Here is a 22,607-nt window from a genome sequence, read left to right on the forward strand (position 1 = left end):
GAATTAGTCATTTTGTTTTAATTAAAGATCTCCTCGCAGGTATGAAGTCCTTTTAAGCGTACACCATTTTCTGTATTATGTACGGTTATTATTTCGTGATGGGCGTCATGCTCTAAAAATAAATAGAAATTTTGTTCTGCCGCTATGTTTAAAAAGTTTTCTTTTTCGTTTAGCGTTAATAGTGGTCTAGTATCATAACCCATAACATAGGGTAGTGGTAAATGACCAATTGTTGGTAATAAATCGGCCATAAAAGCAATGGTTTTATCCTTATACTTTATAAGTGGAATCATTTGCTTATCGGTATGTCCATCGGCAAAAAAGATATCGAAACCTAGTGCTGAGTTTTTAAGTAAATTATCTTCGGGAAGTGCTGTGAATTTTAATTGTCCACTTTCTTCCATAGGCATAATATTTTCTTTTAAAAACGAAGCACTTTCTCGTCTATTAGGCTCGGTTGCCCATTTCCAATGGTCTTTATTACTCCAAAAATGCGCATTTTTAAAAGCGGGTTCGTAGCCCGTTTTGTCTTTGTTCCATTGAATACTACCACCACAATGATCAAAATGTAAATGCGTCATAAACACATCGGTAATATCATCGCGATTAAAACCAGCGGCTTTCAACGAGGCATCTAAACTATAATCGCCCCAAGGATGGTAGTAACTGTAAAATTTATCAGATTGCTTATCGCCCATACCATTATCAATCAAAATAAGGCGATTGCCATCTTCAATTAATAAACAGCGCGTCGCAATATCTATCATGTTATTGGCATCTGCAGGGTTTGATCTGTTCCATAATACTTTAGGCACAACACCAAACATGGCACCACCATCAAGCTTTAGGTTTCCGGCATTAATAGGATGTAATTTCATAGGAATGTAAAATTAAGAAATCTATATTAAACGCTTTTAAAGGTTAAGAGTTTATTAAGATTTTTTTTACGGTTAAACGTCTATTGTTTGTGCTTTGGAAATAACTTGCCTTAATCTCTTACCAAAATCATATAAAGCCTTAATTTCTTTAATGCTGGCTAAACGTTCTTTTCCAAAAATTAAAAGGGCGTTTCCGTTTGATTCAACATGGTAGTAAGGGTTGCTTTCAAAGAAATGGGTAACATCATCATTAAAAAACTTTGCTATTTCTACTCGATTATCACCCAATAAATAAAAGCGGTTAGAGAAATCGTCATGATTATCAATGTCGATATCTTTAAACCCAGCAAAGGCTGAAACCTTTTCTAAAAATCCTTCTTTATCTAAAGTAAATTTTGGAATAGTATCATCTAAATCGATATGAAGCATCGTTTTCCTACCCACTTCTTTAGCTATAAATTCACCTTCAGAAAACTCGATATCAAAAATAGAAATTGAACAGTTATTATCGTTTAATTTATTGTAAATGTGGTTAATATGTTTTGTGTTAAAAAACGAAAAGTTATTTAAAAAGGATACCTTTTTTTTCCTTTTAGGGTGGTATGTTAAACTATAATTTTCAGCTAAAGTCTCCATACTTGTTTGGCGTCTTGTTAAGCTGTTTTTTATAATATTTGGTACAGGTAATAAACGTCTAGATGCAAAAGGGTGTTTAGTTTCTGTATCGTGCATATCTAAACCAACAACATCAAAATGGCCACCACGTTTATCGAATAATTCTTGGTAATTACTAATGTTCTCCAAAACGGTATCATCAACAAAATGGCATAATGAAAAATCAACGATAACATCTTTATTTTCTGGGATAGCGTCTAAATGTTTTTTTAACCTAAAGTAATTTAAAAAGCTACAAAAATGTTTTACACTAACATAATAGTTGTTTTTCTTGCCTTGCTCCATGTACATTAAAACATTAGGCTTTGCCAAGTTTCGTACTATTAAACCATAACCTAAATGCTTGTTGATAACCACATGAATAATAAAAGTAGCAATTACGCCGGCAAGAATGCCTGTAATTAAGCCAATTTTTAAAGTAACAATTAGCGTTACAAAAAAGATAATAAGTTGCTCTTTACCTATGGAAAACATTTTGGTGATAACCTTTGGCGATGCTAATTTATAACCTGTATAGACTAAAATAGCCATTAATGCAGGAAGCGGAATTCGAGTAAGCTGTGTGCTAAAAAACGCTATAAATAGGACAAGAAATAGAGCGTGGAAAAAATTTGAAGATCGGTTGGTACCACCTTGGTTTACGTTTACCGAACTTCTAGCTATAACAGTTACCACGTTTAAACCTCCTAACAGCCCGCTACCAACGGTTGCCAAACCTAGTGCTTTTAAATCTCTATTAACATTCGAGCGTCGCTTTTCTGGATCCAGTTTATCAACCGCTTTAATACTTAAAAGGGATTCTATACTAGATATTAAGGTTAAAGCTAAAACACTGCCCCAAAACGAAAAACTCCAAATACCAATAAAATTAGGTGTTGGTATATCTGCAATAATTTCTTGAATACTAGGAATACCAGAAACCATATACTGTGGCGCAATAGGGTTGGGTTCGTGTAAACCAAACTCAAAATAATAGCTAAAGGCTATAGATAATATAACAATCCACATTGGTGCCGGAATAAGCTGTAGATATTTATTTCTAATTTTCGAATAAAACAGCATTATAGTTAAACTTAAAATACCTGCTAAGGCAGCAAATATTAACCCTTTGTTTTCGTAATGAACAGCATCGTTTATAGTAAATGGAATTTCTACTAAATAATCAATAGTATCGGCTCTTTTAATCTTATGAGCCATCATAATATGAAATTGTTTTCCGAGAATAATTAAACCAATAGCTGCGAGCATACCTTGTATTGCTGCCGAAGGGAAAAAATCGGCTAAAGCTCCCATTCTAAAAAAACCTAAGAGTAAAAGTAAAATACCCGAGCATACAATGGCTATATATGCACTTTCTAAACCCAACGTGGTTATAGCTACCAAAAGCACACCAACCAACCCGTTTCCTGGGCCCACAATAGTAACGTGACTGCCACCTAAAATAGATACCATTACACCTCCAATAACTGCGGCAATAATACCTGCAATTGGTGGTGCATCACTGGCCATAGCAAGCCCTAAACCTAGAGGTAATGCAATAAGACTTACTACAAAACCAGAAAATATGTTTTTAGGTAAGGCTTTAAAAAAGGCGCTTATGTTATTCGTTTTTGGACTCATTGAAGGATTAGCACATCGGTTGGTAATTCGGTTAAAATATGTTCTATATCATGTGGAAATAAACGGTCCCAAAACGTCATTTTACTTGGGCTATTCATAATTAATAAATCGGCTCTCGAAATTTGCGCATAATGCCCAATCGAATAGCCGCGTTTACCAAAAATGGGCTGTAACTTTATGGTTTTATTCTTTGTATATTCTTCCGGAATGTGTTTTATAATCTCGTTTACCCTAGAGTTTTCTCTAAGTTTAATTCGTTCTTTAACAATGTTGGCACGTCTTAACGATTTATCGTCTTCAACTTTTACATGAATTTCTTCTTGATCAATTTCTTCAACAATCGTTATTTTTTCAGAATTAACATGGTTGGCAACATAAAAAGCGGCAGTAATTGTTTGTTCCGTTTTAGGATCTTTTAAACCATTTACAACAATATGTTTACACGGATTACTTTCAACCGAAGGTTTTATAAGTAATAAAATAGAACATTTAGCTTGTCGCGTAATTTTTCTAGCAATAGAACCCACATAATATTTTACTACCTTTTCGCGCTTTACTGCACCTAGAATTAACAAGTCTATTTTTTTTTCTTCGGAAGTTGAAAGGATTACATTAACAGGATCACCTGGTTTAAAAACAACTTCATAGTCTAGATTGTCTTTTTCGAAGCTTTTTAAACAAGTGCTTAGTACATTTGTTTTTTCTTCTGATGCTTCACCAACATGAATTAAGACTAATTTGGCTTTGAAAAATACAGATAACCTTGCGGCTTCAAAGAGGTTAGCTTTTAAGTTTGGAGAAAATGCGACTCCAATTCCAATACTTTTAAAAGGCTTTAAATACAAAGGTTTTATTAAAATTTAATGTAAAAGTTGAAAGATAACATTTTTTAAAAACTTTAAATGATGTGTTTTACTTAAATTAGTATTTTTAAAAAAACAAAGAGCCTATGTTAGAACTTGCAGGAATTATTATTTTAGGAATATTAGCACAATGGGTAGCTTGGAAATTTAAAATACCCGCTATCTTACCTTTAATTTTAATTGGTTTATTAGTTGGCCCAATTGCTGCAGCGTTTTTAAGCGAAGATGGAAGTAAGTGGATAGAGCCCATTTGGAATGGCGAAAAAGGACTATTTCCTGGCGAAGGGTTGTATTATTTTGTTTCGTTAGCTATTAGCATTATTTTGTTTGAAGGTGGTTTAACCTTAAAACGATCTGAAATTAAAAATGTAGGTCCCGTAATTACTAAGCTTATTACCTTAGGGTCTGCAGTTACTTTTTTTGGTGCTGGAATATTAGCGCATTATATTTTTAACTTAAGTTGGCAATTATCATTCCTGTTTTCTGGTTTAATAATTGTTACCGGACCAACAGTAATAACGCCTATTTTAAGAAACATTCCACTTAAAAAGGATATTTCTACGGTTTTAAAATGGGAAGGCATTTTAATAGACCCTATTGGAGCTTTGGTTGCCGTTTTGGTTTTTGAATTTATTAGTGTGGAAGGCGATAGTGGTTTTACAAAAACAGCTTTAATAGAGTTTGGTAAAATTATTTTATTCGGTACTACTTTCGGGTTTACGTTTGCCCACGCCTTAGCGTTTGCCATAAACAAGAAGTTTATTCCGCATTATTTATTAAATGTAGTGTCCTTATCTACTGTATTATTGGTTTTTGTAGAATCTGAAATTTTTGCTCACGAATCGGGTTTATTAGCTGTGGTTGTAATGGGAATGGTTTTAGGAAATGGAAAACTAGAAAACATAAAAGAATTGCTTTATTTTAAAGAGTCGCTAAGCGTTCTTTTAATTTCTATATTATTTATTCTTTTAGCAGCCAATATTAATATTGAAGACATGATGTTGCTCTACACCTGGGATACAGCCATTTTATTTTCGGCTGTCGTATTTATAATTAGACCAATAGCTGTGTTTTTAAGCACCATGGGTTCCAAATTAAAAACCAACGAAAAGGTGTTTATTAGTTGGGTAGGACCAAGAGGTATTGTGGCGGCAGGTATTGCTTCGTTATTTGGAAGTAAGTTGTTAAAACAAGGTGTTGAAGGTGCCGAATATATTACCCCTTTGGTTTTTATGATTGTGTTAGGAACCGTTTTATTAAACGCTACAACAGCGCGTTTATTTGCCAAATTAGTAGGTGTTTTTCTTAAAAAATCTGATGGTATTTTAATAGTAGGAGCATCAAAAGTTTCAAGGTTATTAGGCCATTATCTTTTAACAAATGGCAGACACGTGGTTTTAATTGATAGTAATGAAGGTAATATTAGAAAAGCTAAAGAACTAGGTTTAGAAGCTATTAGCACTAATATTTATTCTGAAACATTAGCCGATAATATTGAACTTAATGATGTTGGTTATTTAATGGCTTTAACAGGAAATCCAGATATAAATAAGTATGCTATTAATAAGTTAAGTAATCAATTTGGCGAAAATGGTGCTTATAGATTGGTTACAACTCAAGAAATGCTCGATGACACCAATAACCCTAAGGAAGGGTTGTTTTCTCATAGAGATGATTACAGTGCGCTTTTAGAGTTAACAAGAGCATATCCATCAATACAAGAAATAGATTTGGAAGATAAGGCTCATTATGAAAAGCTTATTAAAATATCTAACGAGGATATGGAAATTATTCCATTATTTGTTAAGGATAACGAAGGTGAATTCCATATTATTTCTTCTCATAATTTAGAATTTGAAGATATTGAACCTGGTTACCAACTTGTGTATTTAGGGAAACCTTTTGATGTAGATGAGGTGCCTACCGCTGAAACTTTAACAACCAAGGATGATTAACAATTATTTTGTTTTTATTAATTTTTGAGGATATTCAGTTGAAAAACTGAAAATATAATGCTTATGCTCGATATTTTAAATCGGATTTAATTCTATCTTCGGTAGGGTGAAGTAGGGCAAGATAAAGAATTATTAAAATTCCGAAGAGTATAAAATCTTTACTCATTACCAAAATTATAAAAGCAGAACCTTCAAGTATAGCCCACCTTATTATGGATGCCGTTTGATACACAGCCATATTGTCTTCAAGCTTTTGTTTGTTGTTGGCATTTTTTAACTGTGTTTTATACATAAAATTACTAAACACATAGGCAATTACAGGGATAAGCACAAAAAGGATGTTAGATTGACTTATTTCAGGCATATTTAAGTTTATAGACGCAAGATCTCCTATAAAAATATAAGCCATAATTAAGCCTGCACATAAGGCAATATGAATCATTTTAATAACTTTTAGTTTCTCTTGCATGTCCTATTAGGTTGTTAGTTGTTAGCAAATTTAATGATATTTATTTACTAGAAAATAGAATAAAAAAAGCCTCTCCTTCTTTAAAAGAGAGGCTTAGTGTTTTAATTTAAAAGGTTTTTATTACCCTATAATATGAAGTTCTGTAAACTCTTTAGTAAGTGTTAACGTGTTACTGCTATCAAGTTTAAGGTCTTCAAAAGGAATGATAACATTATCAACCTCTACTTTAGAAATTTTGAATGGTAAACCATGTAAACTTACTTTAAACGTTTTATACGTGGTTGTAAACTTACCAGATTTATGTTGTTGAATTATTAATTCGTTTTTCTTACCAGACAATTTAAAGTCTCTTAAGCTGTATCTTCCTTTAATATAATCGTAACCATCGGTAGCATCTTCGTAAACTTGCGATGTTTCTTTACCTTCAGTGTAATACACGTCTAAAGAAAGCTCATCAATAGTTTTTTCGCCTACATACTGTTGTATAGGATATTTAGGTATAATAGCACCTTCTTTTACAAAAATTGGCATACTATCTAAATCGGCATCTACCCATTGTTCTGTACCACCTTCAACAACTTCGTCTGTCCAGAAATTATACCATTTACCAAGAGGGAAGTACATACGTCTACCTTTTTGATTTGGTCCTGTTATTGGACAAGCTAATATTTTTTCACCAAAAACAAACTCATCATTTCTGTAATGCGTTTGTGGATCATGCTGATCGTATAATACTAACGATTTTAAAATTGGAACACCCTCTTCGGCATATCTCCAAAACGCTGTATATAAGTATGGTAATAATTGATATCTTAATTCAATAAATTTTCTTACTACATCTGTAATAGTTGTTCCGAAAGCCCAAGGTTCTTGATCGCCGTGGTCTCCAGAAGAGTGTGTTCTACAGAATGGGTGAAAAATTCCTAATTGAATCCAACGTGCATAAAGCTCGCCATTAGGTTGTTCTGCAAATCCTCCAATATCAGATCCTATAAACGAGAATCCAGACATACACATACGTTGTGCTTGTAGGTTTGCTATAGTTAAATGATCCCAGGTTGCAATATTATCTCCAGTCCAACTAGAAGTATAACGTTGTGTACCTGAATATGCTGCTCTGGTAATAACAAAAGGTCTTTTTGGATAAGAAAATTTCTTTAAGCCATGGTAAGTTGCACGTGCCATTTGCATACCGTAAACGTTATGCGCTTTTTTATGGCTACAATGGTTTCCGTCGTAATCGTGTCTTACATCATCAGGAAATGTTTTTCCAGGAACATCCATTACAGCTGGCTCATTCATATCGTTCCAAACACCTTTAACACCTATATCTTCAACAAGTTCTTTAAATAAATTTGACCACCAGTCTCTAACCTCAGGGTTAGTGAAATCTGGGAAATAACACTCCCCCGGCCAAACTTTACCTTTCATGTATGGACCATCGGCACGTTTACAGAAATAATCTTTTTCTAAACCTTCTCTAAACACAGAATAATCCATGTCTATTTTAATTCCTGGATCAATAATAACAATAGTTTTAAAACCATCGTCTGCTAGTTCCTTAACCATACGTTTAGGGTTTGGAAAATACTCCTCACTCCAAGTGAAGCATCTAAACCCTTCCATATAATCGATGTCTAGATAAATAGCATCGCAAGGAATTTTTAAATCTCTAAATTTAGCGGTAATTTCTTTTACGTTCGATTCTGGGTAATAACTCCATTTACATTGGTGATAACCTAAAGTCCAAAGCGCAGGCAATTCGTGTGGCTTACCTGTTAAATCCGTGTAATTAACTACTACATCGGACATTTCTGGACCGTAAATAAAGTAGTAATTCATTTCGCCTCCTTGCGCCCAAAAACTTGTAATGTTTCGGCGTTCGTTACAAAAATCAAAAAACGATCTGAAGGTATTATCGAAAAATATACCGTAAGATTTTTTGTTGTGTAATGCTGTATAAAAAGGGATGGTTTTGTAGATAGGATCTGTATCTCTGCCATAAGCATAAGAATCTGTTACCCAGTTTTCAAAACGTTTTCCTTTTAGGTTGTTGTCTACAGGCTTATCTCCTAAACCATAATAACTTTCTCCTGGTTGAGCGGTTTTAGACATTTTTACAATATCGCCACCAAGTTCGTAACTTTCTTCCCAGTGAAAACCAAGTTCATCTTCGCAAATTAAAGAGTTATCCTTAGCATCATACATAGATGTTCTTAAGTCTAACTTTGAAATTTTACAGATAAGTTTTGATGTAGTAATGATGTAATTAGCATCATCTTCAGTAACCTCTAAGTGATTGTAACCTCTACTTGCATATTTAGTAATGGCATAAGAAAAATCATTATCAAAAATGCCTGTTGTTGTAAATCTGAAACGAAGAATACTATCTCGACGTACTGTAACTTCTAAAATAACGCCATTTGCAGTTGTAAAAGAAAGTACATTAAGATTCTTCTCGTAAGAAATTATTTTTGAAGGAAATAAATTCCCTTTATATTCTAATTCTGTATTTAATATCATATTAAATAATGTATTAATTATAATTGACGAATTTACTAAATTTATAAGACCTTAATTGGTTCTTTTTATTAAAAAAAAGCTTACAGTATTGTATAATAGCTAAATTTTTACTTATTAAATTATGGATAGCATAACATTTAGCTAATACGTTGTTTTTTGTATCGCTTCTTTCTTAATATATTAAGTTAAAACCTTGATGTAAAGAATTATGCCTTAATTATGTTATTACGCTAAAGGAAGTGAAGATTAAAAGCTTTCATTTAGCAATTAGTATTAATTGCTAAATGAAATTGTGCTTATTTATTTAAATTTAAAAATGGTAACTGCTAGAGGAGGTAAAGTAATTTCTACCGAATACTCTTTACCATTCCATGGTGCTTTTTTAATGGTTATTTCTTTTTTATTTTTTATACCACTGCCGCCAAAAGCTTTATCATCACTATTAAAAATCTCAACTAGTTTACCTTTTGCTGTAACTCCAATTTTATATTTTTCTCTAACAGTTGGTGTTAAGTTGCAAACCACTACTACATTTCCTTCTTCTTTATAACCTTTTCTTATATAAGAGATTACGCAGTTTTCATGGTCGTCGTGACTAATCCACTCAAAACCTTCGCCACTAAATGCTTTTTCGTAGAGTGCAGGTGTGTTTTTATAAACCGCATTAAGCGATTTATAATAGTTTAGCATGTCTTGATGGGGTTTAAACTCTAGCAAATTCCAATCTAAACTTTCTTGGAAATTCCACTCGTTATATTGACCAAATTCACTACCCATAAACAATAGTTTTGTTCCTGGATGTGTAAACATGTAGCCATATAATAAACGTAGGTTAGCAAAGCGTTGCCACTCATCACCAGGCATTCTTCCTAGAATAGAGTTTTTACCATAAACGACTTCATCATGCGATAGTGGAAGCATAAAGTTTTCGGTAAAGGCATAGGCCAAACTGAAGGTGATTTCGTTATGATGGTGTTTTCTGTAAATCGGATCTTTAGCAAAATACTCTAAGGTATCGTGCATCCAGCCCATCATCCATTTCATTCCAAAACCTAAACCACCAACAAATGTAGGTTTAGAGACCATTGGAAATGCTGTAGATTCCTCTGCAATAGTTTGTACATCTGGAAAGGATGCATATATTTCTTCATTCAATTCTTTTAAGAAGCTTATAACGGCTAGGTTTTCTCTTCCTCCATATATGTTTGGTTCCCATTCGCCATCTTCTCTAGAGTAATCTAAAAACAACATGGACGCCACGGCATCTACACGTAAACCATCAGCATGGTATTGATCCATCCAAAAAACAGCATTACTTATTAAAAATGAGCGTACTTCGTTACGTTCATAATTAAAAATTAAACTTTTCCAATCTTGATGATAACCTTTGCGTTTATCTGGGTGTTCGTATAAATGTGAGCCATCAAAGAATCCTAAACCGTGCGCATCTTCTGGAAAGTGCGATGGTACCCAATCTAGAATAATTCCTATTCCAGCTTGGTGTAATTTATCGACTAAATATTTAAATTCTTCAGGGTAACCAAAACGCGATGTAGGCGCAAAATAGCCTGTTATTTGATAACCCCATGAAGGATCGTATGGAAATTCCATGATAGGCATGAGCTCAACGTGCGTAAAATTCATGTCGCTAACGTATTTTACTAAATCGTCTGCTAGTTCGAAATACGACAGAAAACGATCTTCTTCGGCATGTCTTTTCCAAGAGCCTAAATGGACTTCGTAAACAGAATAGGGCGCATCTAAGGCATTATTCTTTTTACGGGTTTTCATCCAGTCTTTATCTTTCCACTTATAATTATCATCCCAAACTATTGATGCTGTATTTGGGTTATGTTCAAAGCGTCTAGCGTAAGGATCGGCTTTTTCTGTTTTAATATCGTTATTATGGCTTTGTATTTTATATTTGTAAGTAGCACCTTTTTCAACTAAAGGAATAAAACCTTCCCAAATACCACTAGAATCCCAACGAACATTTAATTGGTGTTCGCCTTCCATCCAATAGTTAAAGTCGCCAATTACAGAAACTTGTTTTGCTGTTGGTGCCCAAACTGCAAAATACACACCGTCAATCCCATCAACAGTTACAAGGTGAGATCCAAATTTTTCATATAATCTAAAATGCTTTCCAGCTTTAAACAGGTTAATATCAAACTCGGTAAATAAACTGTGAACTTTTACTTGTGCCATGTTATGTTGTTTATGGTTTTTAGCAATTAAGTGCTAATGTTATTTATTAATTTTAAATATGTGAAAAGGCATAGTAGGATGCAGCTCTACGTAACACCATTCGCTATTCCAATTATAGCGACTATCGGTTATTAAATCGTGCATTTCAAGGTTATGTCCATGATGAACACCAATTTCGTGCAAAGGAACTTGCACAGTCCCTTGTTGCGAGTTGTGAGCATCTAAGCTAATAATTACAAATATTTGGCTGGTTCTGTCGTCATTCCATTTGTAAAACGCCAAAAGGTTATCGTTATCTATATGGCAGAATTTAATATTATTGGTTTGCTGAAGCGCGGGATTGTTATGCCTTATGTAATTAATTTTAGCGATTATTGTTATTAGCTTATTCTTAATATCCCAATCGTAATGTGTGATTTGGAATTTTTCTGAATTTAAATATTCTTCTTTACCAAGAAGTGATTCTGATAACATATATTCAAACACAGGACCGTAAATACCAATACTAGAACTTAAAGTTGCAGCAAGCGCATAACGCTGTATGTGTTTAGATTCGTTGGCGCCTTGTAAATGATGCGGGTTAATATCTGGTGTATTTGGCCAGAAATTAGGTTGCATATATTCTTTTAATTCTGAAGTTGTTAATTCTGTAACATACTCTATAATCTCATGCTTATTTTCGCGCCATGTAAAGTAAGTATAAGATTGTGTATAGCCATGTTTTGCTAGTTGTTTCATGACTTTTGGTGCTGTAAATGCTTCCGCTAGAAAGATAACATCTGGATGCTTTGCTTTTACATTAGAAATAATCCAATTCCAGAAATAGAATGGTTTTGTATGCGGATTATCAACTCTAAATATATTAATACCACAATCTATCCAATACATTAAAATATCTAAACACTCATTCCACAGATTTTTATAATCTTCACTTTCCCAATAAATCGGAAGTATATCTTGATATTTTTTAGGTGGATTTTCTGCATATTGTACCGTACCATCTGGTCGCCATTTAAACCACGATGGATGGTCTTTTACCCAAGGATGATCTGGTGCAGCTTGTAGTGCATAATCCATGGCGATTTCAAGATTATTCTCTTTGGCCTTTTGGATTAGTGATTTAAAATCATCTAAAGATCCTAATTGTGGGTGAATATCTTTATGTCCGCCGTATTGAGAACCAACGCCCCAAGTAGAACCAACATCGCCTTCTTTAGCTTCGGTGGTATTGTTTTTCCCTTTTCTATTTACTTCTCCAATAGGATGAATTGGTGGTAAATATACCACATCGAACCCCATATTTTTAACTCTAGGAAGTAAACGTTCGCAGTCTTTAAAAGTACCATGAACTCCCGGATGCTCTGATGCAGAACGCGGAAAAAACTCGTACCAAGTACTAAATCTAGCCTTTTTTCTATCTACATATACTTGATATTCTTTTGTAGTATTATCAAGTATTTTTACAGGGTTGTTATAGAAAATCTGGTATAACCTATCGTTTGTAGCTTCTGTTATAGCTTCGCCATAACTGTCTTCATTTTTAAATAGTTTGTGAAGATGTTTTAAATAGGCTTTATCATCGGCAGGTACTTTATTTAAAATAGCTTCAATAAACTCGGCACCTTCAAGTAATTCAGAAGACACATGTTGCCCATCGTTAATTTTTCTAATTAAGCCATAGCGCCAATTTAAGGCATAATCCACCCAAGCTTGTACTTTATATGAATAAAATCCTTGAGTATCGACAGTAAAAGCTGCTTTCCACTCATCATTAGAGGTTAGCGTCATTCTAGTTTCTCTCCAAGCTTTTTCTTTTTCTGGTTTATATAGAATAGATGCGCCTAATACATCATGACCATCGGCCATAATATGTGCATCTATATTAACAATTTCATTTATAACACGTTTAATATAAAACTCGCCACAATTTACACTAGGTGAAACGTGGTCTATAACAACTCTTCTTTGGTCTTGCATTTTGATTAATTATAATAAGAAAAATAAAAGGTTATTTATATTACAGTACCTTTTGGTATGGTTACGCCATGTTTAATAACAACAATGCCATCTCTAATACAATACGTGTCGGTTTCTGTATCTTCTAAATGTTTACCTCCATTTATTCTAACATCGTCTCCAATACGGCAATTTTTATCGAGGATACAGTTTTTTATAAAGCAACGCTCGCCAATACCCATTAAATTTTCAATTTTATTGCTTTGCATATCAGCAAGCGATTCGTAATAATCTGCACCCATCATATATGTATTTATAATGGTCGATTCTTTACCAATTCTAGAACGGATGCCTATAACCGATTTTTCAATTTTTGCAGCACCAATAATACAACCTTCCGATACTACAGCCTTGTCCAATGCTGTACCGGCAATTTTTGTTGTAGGTAGCATTCTGGCGTGTGTATATATACGTTTGTCTCTATTATATAAATCAAACTTAGGGATATCATCTGTTAATCCTAAATTAGCTTCAAAAAAGGATTCTATAGTTCCAATATCGGTCCAATACCCTTCGTATTGATAGCTTAATGTTTTATGTTTATCAATAGCCTGTGGTATAATTTCTTTCCCGAAATCGTTAGTATCTGGGTTTTTCATTAAATCTACTAACAAATCTCTATTAAATACATAAATACCCATTGAAGCAAGATAATTACGCCCTTGCGATTTCATATCGTTACTAACTTCCGATGTCCAATCTGGTAATAAACTTGCGTCTGGTTTTTCAATAAAAGATGTGATTGTACTCTCGTCATTCGCCTTAAGAATTCCAAATCCTGTAGCGTCTTTAGCAGTGACAGGAATGGTTGCGATAGAAATTTCGGCTCCACTTTTTTCATGAGCTTCAATCATTTTATCATAATCCATTTGGTATAATTGATCGCCAGACAGTATTAAAGCATATTCAAAATCGTGTTGTAAAAAATGATGCATACTTTGTCTTACGGCATCAGCAGTTCCTTGAAACCACGTTTTACTTTCTGGTGTTTGTTCTGCAGCAAGTACATCAACAAAGGCGCTACTAAAAAAACTAAAATGATAGGTGTTTTTGATATGTTTATTTAATCCGGCAGAATTAAATTGTGTTAAAACAAAAATACGTTTGATATCTGCATTAATACAGTTAGAAATAGGAATATCTACTAATCTGTATTTACCAGCTATTGATACTGCTGGTTTTGATCGTCGGTCTGTTAGAGGATATAGTCTAGAACCTTGTCCACCGCCCAGTACAATGGATAAAACTTTGTTGTTAATCATATCTTTTGGTTTTTATAGTTTGTTTGTTAATTTGTTTATATTATTGATTTATATAGCGATTCAACTTGTTTTGCAATGGCTATCCAGTCGAAATAATCTTCAACACGTTTTCGGCCATTTTTCGCCATAGTTTCTCTTAGGGATTTATCATTAATAACTTTATTAACACCGTTGGCTAAGTCTCTCGAAAATTTATCTGGATCTATAGGTTCAAAAGGCGCTTCGGTTTGTTGTTCTAACGGAATAAGTAATCCAGTTTCTCCATGTACAACAACTTCTTTTATACCACCAACAGCACTAGCAACAACTGCCGTGTTACATGCCATGGCTTCAATATTTATAATACCGAAAGGTTCGTATATGGAAGGACAGCAAAATACATCGGCATGCGAGTATAATTGAATAATTTCTTCTTTAGTTACCATTTTATCAATCCAAATAACATTTTTACGTGTTTTTTGAACTTCGTTAACGGCATCTTGCATTTCCTTTCCTATTTCTGGAGTGTCTGGGGCACCAGCGCAAAGTACTATTTGCGTGTTTGGATCAATATATTTTATAGCATTTACTAAATGAATAATTCCTTTTTGGCGGGTAATTCTACCCACAAAAAGCACGTAAGGTTTAGTTTTATCTACACCATATTCATCTAAGGTAGAGGTTTCTGGTGTGGTTATATACTGTTGCAAGTTTATACCATTGTATATAACATGTACTTTACTTTCATCAACATCAAAATGTTTTAAAACATCTTCTTTAGTTTCTTCGGAAACCGCAATAAGGGCATCGGCCATTTCAATGGCTGTTTTTTCTACCCACGATGAGGCATCATAACCTCTACCTAATTGCTCGCGTTTCCATGGGCGCAAAGGCTCTAATGAGTGCGTTGTAATTACCAATGGCGTGCCGTAACACAGTTTTGCAACAATACCTGCAAAGTGAGCGTACCAAGTATGGCAATGCACCACGTCGGCATCAATAGGCTCTGCATTCATTTGAATACAGGTGCTTAAAGTTTTAAAAACAGACTTTAGTTTATCATCGGCACCATCAAAAACAGGGTTTTCAAAAGGGTAACCTTTAACCGTTAAGTTGCTTGATGCAACATCTTGATCTCCAAAACACCTTACATCCATTTCAATTAATTTAGCCAATTCTTCAGCTAAATATTCAACATGTACGCCTGCGCCACCATAAACATATGGCGGAAATTCTCTTGTGTAAAAAAGTGCTTTCATAGTAAGAAAAAATGTAAAAAAAAGTATTTAATTCATACAAAAAAATGAATTATGATATTTAGAAATAACTTTTCAATATGATTAATTTAAAAAATTACCAAAACTATTTTTTAAAGGATAGTTTATTGTAAATCAAGCAAAAGTCGTTTAAAAAAATACTAATTTGTTAATAACAATTATTGCGAAAAAACGCAAAAAGAACATAATTTGAAAATTTGGCAAATAGCGATTATTAAAGTGTTTATCGCACGTTTAATACTTAATCCTATTTACTTTGTTATAAACATACAAAATATTTATTAACATTTTTTGAGATGTTTTATTTTTATGAAAAAAAAGGTGTTTCTATAATTAAAAGAGATTATCAATAAAAAAAATATAGAAAATAGCTTATTTGGTTTTAATCATTCAACTAAAAACAGGAATATGGTTATTAATGTCATTGAAGATAATCTATTTTAATAAATTATGATTGTCAATTTTATAAAAATTACTTCTGTAAATGTCAATCTTCTAATAACGGCTCGTCATTATATATTGTTAAGTTACCTTTACTCTGCAAGTCTACCTCGTTTTTTTAGTTTTACCACTGTTAACCTTTGTCATTATAAAAAGGAATATTCAACCTTTTTTTAACCCGATTCGGCAGAAATGATTTCAAATTACTAGATAATGGTTATAGGTTTGTCTCATCAATTTAAAACAAACAGTTATGAATGTGCTCATCAAAATCATTTTAATTTTTCTTTTAAGTAATTTTTCGTTAAGTGCTCAAAATCAAATTTCAGGTTTAATTTCGGAAAGCAACCAACCTTTAGAGTTCGCAAATGTTATTTTGTATGATAGTTTATCTAAGGAAGTTATAACGGGTGTTATTTCCAACGAAAGTGGAAATTATCTTTTTACAGATATAGAAAACGGTACCTATTATATTAGCGTTTCTATGTTAGGCTTTAAAACTAAAAAATCAGAGCCATTTGAGCTTTTAGCTAATAAAACATTGGACTTTAATCTTATTGAAGAAAATGAAAGTTTAGATGAAGTTGTTATTAAAAGTAAACGCCCCGTAATAAGGCAAACAGCAGAAAAGCTTATTGTAGATTTAGAAAAGTCTGAGATGATTAACGCCAACCTGCAAGATGTTATGAAAGGCGTTCCTGGAATTTTAGTAACCAACAACGGTATTAGTTACGCTGGACAAAGTAATATTAGAATCCTTATAAATGGAAGAACTACCGATTATATGGATATGGACACCTTATTACGCGATATGCCAGCAGATAATATTGCTAAGGTAGAATTGGTGGAGCAACCGGGAGCAGAGTTTGATGCCGAAGGCTCCGGACCTATTATTAATATTATTTTAAAGAAAAACGTTAAACTAGGCACCCATGGTAGTGTTACAACTTGGTTTGGTGAAGATGAAGGTTTCGAGTATGGAACTAGCGCCTCTATTGCCAGTTATAAAAATAAACTAAATTGGCAAGCAAACGCTGGGTATTCCGCACCAACATGGCGAGAAGATTTATTTCTTAAAAGAAGTATTGGTGAGGAAACCTATAACCAAGCTACAATTGAGCCTTACGATCCTAAAAGTTTAAGAGCCAGTGCAAGTATCGATTATTATTTAAATGATGCGCACTCGGTAGGTATATCGGTTAGGAAAACCAATACCAATTCAGATAGAGATTCTCGAAGCACTAATACGATTACCACACCAAGTACAACCGATTTATTACTGTCTAAAAACAGTTTTAACCGCGACCAAGAGGTTTTTAATGTAAACCCTTATTATGAGTTTAAAAATGACGCGCATAAGCTTACAGCCGATTTTAATTTTGTGGATTATAAAAACGATAATATTAATACCATTTCGTCGCTTCCAGAAAGTACTATCGAGTATACAAACCAACAATATTTACAAGATGCTAAATACCAAATAAAGACCTATAAAGCGGATTATTCTAGACTGTTTTCCGATGATTTTAAATTAAGCTTTGGGCTTAAAAATTCGCAAGTAAATACCGATAGCGATTTAAAATCTTTTAATGAAAACACTAATGGTGAGTTCGATTTTGATGCCAATGCAAGTAATCGCTTTTTTGTAAACGAGCATATATTTGCGCTGTACACCAAATTAAATGTAACCCAAGGCGCATGGTCGTTTTCTGGAGGACTACGATTTGAAGATAGTAACACGCAAGGCATCTCTAGCAGTAATAATGAAACCCGCGAGCGTAAAATCTCCAAACTTTTTCCTAGCGCTTCAATAAGCAGAAAATTAAACGACAATTTAGGAGCTAACTTAGCATATAGTTACCGTATTCGTCGTCCTAGTTACAACACACTAAATTCTTTTGTAACGTTTTACGATCCCTTATCGTCCGAGGTTGGAAACGAAAATTTAAAACCGTCTTTTACCAACAGATATCAATTTAATTTAACATTCGATGGCCAACCATTCTTTACCATTGGTTATAGCGAAACTAAAGATGCCATGTTTCAGTTTGTTTCGCAAGACAACGAAACCGCACAAATAGAGCGTAAAACCATTAACTTAAACGATAGCAAAAACTGGAATTTTAGGTTATTCGCGCCACTAAGTATTATAAAAGGACTAGAAGGTTATACAGGTTTTATTGTTAATTATAATAAATTTGAGTCTAATCCAAACAATTTAAATTTACAGAAATGGAGTTTAATGTGGTTTACACAAGCTAATTATGAGCTGCCTTGGGAAATTAATGCAGAATTAAACGGAAACTACGGCACAGGAGCTTTAGAAGGCGGTATAGATGCCGAATGGTTTGCCGATATTGGATTTTCGTTTAGTAAAAAGTTTATGGACGAAAAACTAAAGGTAAACCTAGGAATTAATAAAGTGCTAAACAGAGGGTTTGTTGGCGTTATAGATTATAATAACTTATATGCCGAAGTAGAAAGTAACCAATCTAGACAAAACGTGCAATTGCGTTTATCTTATAGTTTTGGCTCTAAATTTGGCAAAAAGAAAGCCCGTAAAAATGCCTCGCAAGAAGAGGAAAATAGAATTAACGATAATAATTAAACAGGTTTGTATAAACAATGAATACCAAGCTTAACATATCAGATTTTATAATATTAGGCATCTACTTTAGTATTTCTTTTATTATTCAAGGTATAGATTATTATGATAGAGGCGCCTTATTGCGAGAGTATTTTTTCGATTTCACTATCGAGTTAATTTGCGTTTGTAGCTTAATTCTTTTATTTATCTATTGGCTAATTCCAAAGTTCGTAATGCAAAAAAAATATGTTTTGTTTTTTGCTTTGGCTATAATGCTAATGGTTTCTATTTCGGCAGTAGATTATACTATTGGCTTTTGGTCTGGAGATAACGACTGGAATAAATACCCTAAAGGCCTAAGTTTTGTTTTATTAATGATTAATATAAGTTCGCAACAAATGGCTTTTCCTTTCGCCTTATTACTAACCAAAAAGTTTTACGAAGGACAAAACGAATTTTTAAAAATTGAAAAACAGCAAAACGAAACCGAGCTTAAATTATTGCGTTCTCAAATAGATCCACATTTTTTATTCAATAATCTAAATACGCTCGATTCTTTAATAGATAGCAATACCGATAAAGCTAAAGAGTACATTAACAGACTATCCTTAATTTATCGCTATTTAATAAAAACAAAAGATGCTGAGGTTATGGAACTATCGGAAGAGCTACAACTTGCCGAAAACTACATGTTTTTAATAAAAACACGCTTCCAAGACGATTACGATTTTAAAATAGATATCCAAACCAGTATTCAAGATAAGTTTATACCAACAGGCGCCATACAAACCCTATTAGAAAATGTGGTAAAACATAATAAACCGCTTAACGGAAAAGCCATAAAAACCGTTATTTCTATAGGCGAAAACGAGCTAAATATTTGTAATACAAAATCGAATATTCAATCTAAAATCGAATCTTTTGGCACCGGATTAGAAAACTTAAAAGCCCGTTATAAATTACTATCAGATAAAGAAGTAGTTATAAAAAACACCAATATGGAGTTTAAAATAGCTATTCCAATTATTAAATTAATCGAAGAAAGTTAAATCTAAAATAACATCATGAGAATTTTAATTTTAGAAGACGAAATTCCAGCATATCAAAAACTAGTATCCTTTATAAAGGACTATTTTCAGGACGATATTCCACACGATTGGGCGCGTTCCAATTCCGAAGGCAAACTATATCTGCAAAAAAACACCTATTCCTTTATATTATCGGATATTCAATTGCTAGACGGTTTATCTTTCGATTTGTATAACGAAATAAGCATACAAGTACCAATTATTTTCTGTTCTGCACACGACGAGTATTTGTTTCAAGCCTTTAACACCAATGGTATTGCTTATATTTTAAAACCATACACGCAAACGGATTTTAAAAAAGCCATAGAAAAGTACCAAGCCTTATTTCAAAAAGGTACGTATAATATATTAAACAAGAGCACAATTAGCGAGCTTAAATCGGCTTTAAAAGAGGAACATGCTAACTATAAAAAGCGATTTGTAATTAAAAAAGCAAAAGGTATTCAGCTTTTAAATGTTTCAGAGATTAGTAAAATAGAAGCAAATGGCGATTTTTGTATAGCCACAGATTTAAAAGGAAAACGACATACAATTTCTCAAAACTTAGGCAGTATTCATCAGCAATTACAACCTAATAAATTCTTTAAGATTAACCGAAGCGAAATCATTTGTATCGATGCCATCGAACAAATAGAAAGTCATTTTAAAAACCGCTTACTAATCACCTTAACGAGTATTAAAGACAAGGCTATGACCAGCTCATCCACAACATCTGATTTTAGAAAATGGTTGGAAGAATAATTTTTTTGGCGTTACCACACCCTTCGTCTATGCTCAGGGCAGGCGGTCGGGCTTTACGCTGTATCTTTTTTTGCCATTTATGGCAGCAAAAAAAGGATGCCACTTCAATCCCTAACGCAAGTTATCCGTTAGTTAAGTCGTTAATCATTTAGCTTCAAAACAGCCATAAACGCTTGCTGTGGTATTTCTACATTACCAACTTGACGCATACGTTTTTTACCTTTTTTCTGTTTTTCAAGAAGTTTACGCTTACGCGAAATATCACCACCATAACATTTAGCGGTAACATCTTTACGAAGAGCTTTAATCGTTTCTCTCGAAATAATTTTGGCACCAACAGCTGCCTGAATTGGAATATCGAATTGCTGACGTGGAATTAGTTCTTTAAGCTTCTCACACATCTTTTTACCAATGTTTTGAGCATTATCAGCATGTATTAAGGCAGAAAGTGCATCAACCGTTTGTGCATTCAGTAAAATATCTAAACGTACAAGTTTTGATACTTTCATACCAATTGGATGATAATCAAAAGAAGCATACCCTTTAGAAACCGTTTTTAATCTATCGTAAAAATCAAATACAATTTCAGCTAAAGGCATTTCAAAAGTTAATTCAACACGCTCGGTAGTTAAATACGTTTGGTTCATTATAAGTCCACGCTTTTCAATACAAAGCGACATCACGTTACCAACAAAATCGGCTTTAGTAATTATAGTGGCTTTAATAAAAGGCTCTTCAACACGGTTTACAGACGATGGTTCTGGTAAATCGGAAGGGTTGTTTACAATAAAGGCCTCATCAGGGTTTTTATTCGTGTAAGCATGGTAAGATACATTGGGAACCGTTGTAATAACCGTCATATCAAACTCACGCTCCAAACGCTCCTGGATAATTTCCATGTGTAACATACCTAAAAATCCACAACGGAAACCAAAACCTAATGCCGCAGAACTTTCTGGTTGAAAGACTAACGATGCATCGTTAAGTTGAAGTTTTTCCATAGAGTTTCTAAGCTCTTCGTAATCTTCAGTATCAACTGGGTAAATACCAGCAAACACCATAGGTTTTACATCTTCAAAACCTTCAACAATATTGGTTGTTGGATTAGCAAAATCGGTAATGGTATCACCAACTTTTACCTCTTTAGCGGTTTTAATACCCGTTATTAAGTAACCAACATCACCAGCTTTTACGCTTTGTTTTGCAACCTGAGTTAGTTTTAAAGTACCAACTTCGTCGGCAAAATATTCTTTATCTGTAGCAACAAATTTAATTTTTTGTCCTTTTTTAATTTCACCATTAAAGACTCTAAAATACGTTTCAATACCTCTAAAAGTATTGTAAACAGAATCGAAAATTAAGGCTTGAAGCGGTTCATCTACATTCCCTTTTGGCGCCGGAATACGATCTATAATAGCCGCTAATATATTATCTACACCAAAACCTGTTTTCCCACTGGCATGTATCACTTCCGATGGGTCGCAACCTAATAAATCAACAATATCATCGGTTACTTCTTCTGGATTGGCACTTGGTAAATCTACCTTGTTTAAAACAGGAATAATTTCCAAGTCGTTTTCTAAGGCTAAATATAAATTAGAAATAGTTTGTGCTTGTATACTTTGTGCTGCATCAACAATAAGTAAGGCGCCTTCGCAAGCAGCGATAGATCGAGATACTTCGTATGAGAAATCTACGTGACCAGGTGTGTCAATTAAATTCAAAACATATTTTTCACCATTAAGCTCATAATCCATTTGTATAGCGTGCGACTTTATGGTTATACCGCGTTCGCGTTCCAAGTCCATACTATCTAGTAATTGCGCTTGTTGCTCTCTAGCAGTTACCGAGCCTGTAAAATCTAATAAACGGTCTGCAAGTGTGCTTTTACCGTGATCTATATGTGCAATGATGCAAAAATTTCTAATGTTTTTCATAGTCAACAATCTTCATAAAAAGATTCTGCAAATATAGATGTTTTAAATGAGGCTTTAATATGCAATACATGGAAATTGTAAGATGTCG

The 22,607-nt window shown here is 33.4% G+C and carries 14 protein-coding genes; 4 read left to right on the top strand and 10 right to left on the bottom strand.

The features are described from left to right. Positions 1-17: 17 nt before the first annotated feature. The 3 genes from HNQ90_RS01110 to HNQ90_RS01120 all read right to left on the bottom strand — a co-directional run bounded on the left by HNQ90_RS01110 (position 18) and on the right by HNQ90_RS01120 (position 4,018). The gene (locus HNQ90_RS01110) at positions 18-878 is read right to left on the bottom strand and encodes an MBL fold metallo-hydrolase (RefSeq protein WP_144114819.1); all 861 of its coding nucleotides are present in this window, start codon (positions 876-878) and stop codon (positions 18-20) included. 72 nt (positions 879-950) lie between these two features. Beyond that, positions 951-3,173 carry a SulP family inorganic anion transporter gene (locus tag HNQ90_RS01115; protein ID WP_144114820.1) on the bottom strand — a complete coding sequence of 741 codons (2,223 nt, stop codon included), beginning with the start codon at positions 3,171-3,173 and terminating at the stop codon, positions 951-953. Beyond that, positions 3,170-4,018, bottom strand: coding sequence for a universal stress protein (locus HNQ90_RS01120; RefSeq protein ID WP_144114821.1), 849 nt, complete (start codon positions 4,016-4,018; stop codon positions 3,170-3,172). Before HNQ90_RS01120 ends, HNQ90_RS01115 begins: the two co-directional genes overlap by 4 nt. Before the next feature lie 104 nt (positions 4,019-4,122). On the opposite strand from HNQ90_RS01120, the gene HNQ90_RS01125 reads away from it, so the two are divergent. Beyond that, the gene (locus tag HNQ90_RS01125; protein WP_144114822.1) at positions 4,123-5,991 is read left to right on the top strand and encodes a cation:proton antiporter; all 1,869 of its coding nucleotides are present in this window, start codon (positions 4,123-4,125) and stop codon (positions 5,989-5,991) included. A gap of 61 nt (positions 5,992-6,052) precedes the next feature. Here HNQ90_RS01125 and HNQ90_RS01130 read toward each other — a convergent pair whose 3' ends face one another. From HNQ90_RS01130 to glgA, 6 genes are all read right to left on the bottom strand, one after another. Next, complete coding sequence (locus HNQ90_RS01130; protein ID WP_144114823.1) at positions 6,053-6,460, bottom strand: MFS transporter; 408 nt, start codon at positions 6,458-6,460, stop codon at positions 6,053-6,055. Between the two features lie 120 nt (positions 6,461-6,580). Beyond that, positions 6,581-8,983: a glycoside hydrolase family 31 protein gene (locus HNQ90_RS01135; protein ID WP_144114824.1), complete on the bottom strand. Its 2,403-nt coding sequence runs from the start codon at positions 8,981-8,983 to the stop codon at positions 6,581-6,583. A 300-nt stretch (positions 8,984-9,283) separates the two neighbouring features. Further along, positions 9,284-11,191 carry a 1,4-alpha-glucan branching protein GlgB gene (gene glgB, locus HNQ90_RS01140; protein ID WP_144114825.1) on the bottom strand — a complete coding sequence of 636 codons (1,908 nt, stop codon included), beginning with the start codon at positions 11,189-11,191 and terminating at the stop codon, positions 9,284-9,286. Positions 11,192-11,230: 39 nt separating this feature from the next. Further along, positions 11,231-13,168 carry an alpha-1,4-glucan--maltose-1-phosphate maltosyltransferase gene (locus HNQ90_RS01145; RefSeq protein ID WP_144114826.1) on the bottom strand — a complete coding sequence of 646 codons (1,938 nt, stop codon included), beginning with the start codon at positions 13,166-13,168 and terminating at the stop codon, positions 11,231-11,233. A 35-nt stretch (positions 13,169-13,203) separates the two neighbouring features. Further along, positions 13,204-14,469: a glucose-1-phosphate adenylyltransferase gene (locus HNQ90_RS01150; RefSeq protein WP_144114827.1), complete on the bottom strand. Its 1,266-nt coding sequence runs from the start codon at positions 14,467-14,469 to the stop codon at positions 13,204-13,206. 35 nt (positions 14,470-14,504) lie between these two features. Continuing rightward, positions 14,505-15,707, bottom strand: coding sequence for a glycogen synthase (glgA, locus tag HNQ90_RS01155; protein ID WP_144114828.1), 1,203 nt, complete (start codon positions 15,705-15,707; stop codon positions 14,505-14,507). A gap of 712 nt (positions 15,708-16,419) precedes the next feature. Between glgA and HNQ90_RS01160 the strand changes: the two genes are divergently transcribed. The 3 genes from HNQ90_RS01160 to HNQ90_RS01170 are packed head-to-tail and all read left to right on the top strand — an operon-like array spanning position 16,420 to position 20,582. Continuing rightward, positions 16,420-18,774, top strand: a complete 2,355-nt coding sequence (locus HNQ90_RS01160) for a TonB-dependent receptor (protein WP_144114829.1) — start codon at positions 16,420-16,422, stop codon at positions 18,772-18,774. Positions 18,775-18,791: 17 nt separating this feature from the next. Continuing rightward, positions 18,792-19,802: a sensor histidine kinase gene (locus tag HNQ90_RS01165; protein ID WP_144114830.1), complete on the top strand. Its 1,011-nt coding sequence runs from the start codon at positions 18,792-18,794 to the stop codon at positions 19,800-19,802. Between the two features lie 15 nt (positions 19,803-19,817). Further along, positions 19,818-20,582 carry a LytR/AlgR family response regulator transcription factor gene (locus tag HNQ90_RS01170; protein ID WP_144114831.1) on the top strand — a complete coding sequence of 255 codons (765 nt, stop codon included), beginning with the start codon at positions 19,818-19,820 and terminating at the stop codon, positions 20,580-20,582. Positions 20,583-20,722: 140 nt separating this feature from the next. On the opposite strand, the gene lepA is transcribed toward HNQ90_RS01170, so the two are convergent. Continuing rightward, complete coding sequence (lepA, locus tag HNQ90_RS01175) at positions 20,723-22,519, bottom strand: translation elongation factor 4 (protein WP_144114832.1); 1,797 nt, start codon at positions 22,517-22,519, stop codon at positions 20,723-20,725. Positions 22,520-22,607: the final 88 nt, after the last annotated feature.

Source organism: Algibacter amylolyticus (assembly GCF_014202225.1).
Classification (GTDB): Bacteria; Bacteroidota; Bacteroidia; order Flavobacteriales; family Flavobacteriaceae; genus Algibacter_B; species Algibacter_B amylolyticus.

What these genes read in the sequence shown, in the direction of transcription:
- HNQ90_RS01110 (WP_144114819.1), bottom strand. Translation starts at nt 878, where the DNA reads ATGAAATTACATCCTATTAATGCCGGAAACCTAAAGCTTGATGGTGGT.
- HNQ90_RS01115 (WP_144114820.1), bottom strand. Translation starts at nt 3,173, where the DNA reads ATGAGTCCAAAAACGAATAACATAAGCGCCTTTTTTAAAGCCTTACCT.
- HNQ90_RS01125 (WP_144114822.1), top strand. Translation starts at nt 4,123, where the DNA reads ATGTTAGAACTTGCAGGAATTATTATTTTAGGAATATTAGCACAATGG.
- HNQ90_RS01130 (WP_144114823.1), bottom strand. Translation starts at nt 6,460, where the DNA reads ATGCAAGAGAAACTAAAAGTTATTAAAATGATTCATATTGCCTTATGT.
- HNQ90_RS01135 (WP_144114824.1), bottom strand. Translation starts at nt 8,983, where the DNA reads ATGATATTAAATACAGAATTAGAATATAAAGGGAATTTATTTCCTTCA.
- glgB (WP_144114825.1), bottom strand. Translation starts at nt 11,191, where the DNA reads ATGGCACAAGTAAAAGTTCACAGTTTATTTACCGAGTTTGATATTAAC.
- HNQ90_RS01145 (WP_144114826.1), bottom strand. Translation starts at nt 13,168, where the DNA reads ATGCAAGACCAAAGAAGAGTTGTTATAGACCACGTTTCACCTAGTGTA.
- HNQ90_RS01150 (WP_144114827.1), bottom strand. Translation starts at nt 14,469, where the DNA reads ATGATTAACAACAAAGTTTTATCCATTGTACTGGGCGGTGGACAAGGT.
- glgA (WP_144114828.1), bottom strand. Translation starts at nt 15,707, where the DNA reads ATGAAAGCACTTTTTTACACAAGAGAATTTCCGCCATATGTTTATGGT.
- HNQ90_RS01160 (WP_144114829.1), top strand. Translation starts at nt 16,420, where the DNA reads ATGAATGTGCTCATCAAAATCATTTTAATTTTTCTTTTAAGTAATTTT.
- HNQ90_RS01165 (WP_144114830.1), top strand. Translation starts at nt 18,792, where the DNA reads ATGAATACCAAGCTTAACATATCAGATTTTATAATATTAGGCATCTAC.
- HNQ90_RS01170 (WP_144114831.1), top strand. Translation starts at nt 19,818, where the DNA reads ATGAGAATTTTAATTTTAGAAGACGAAATTCCAGCATATCAAAAACTA.
- lepA (WP_144114832.1), bottom strand. Translation starts at nt 22,519, where the DNA reads ATGAAAAACATTAGAAATTTTTGCATCATTGCACATATAGATCACGGT.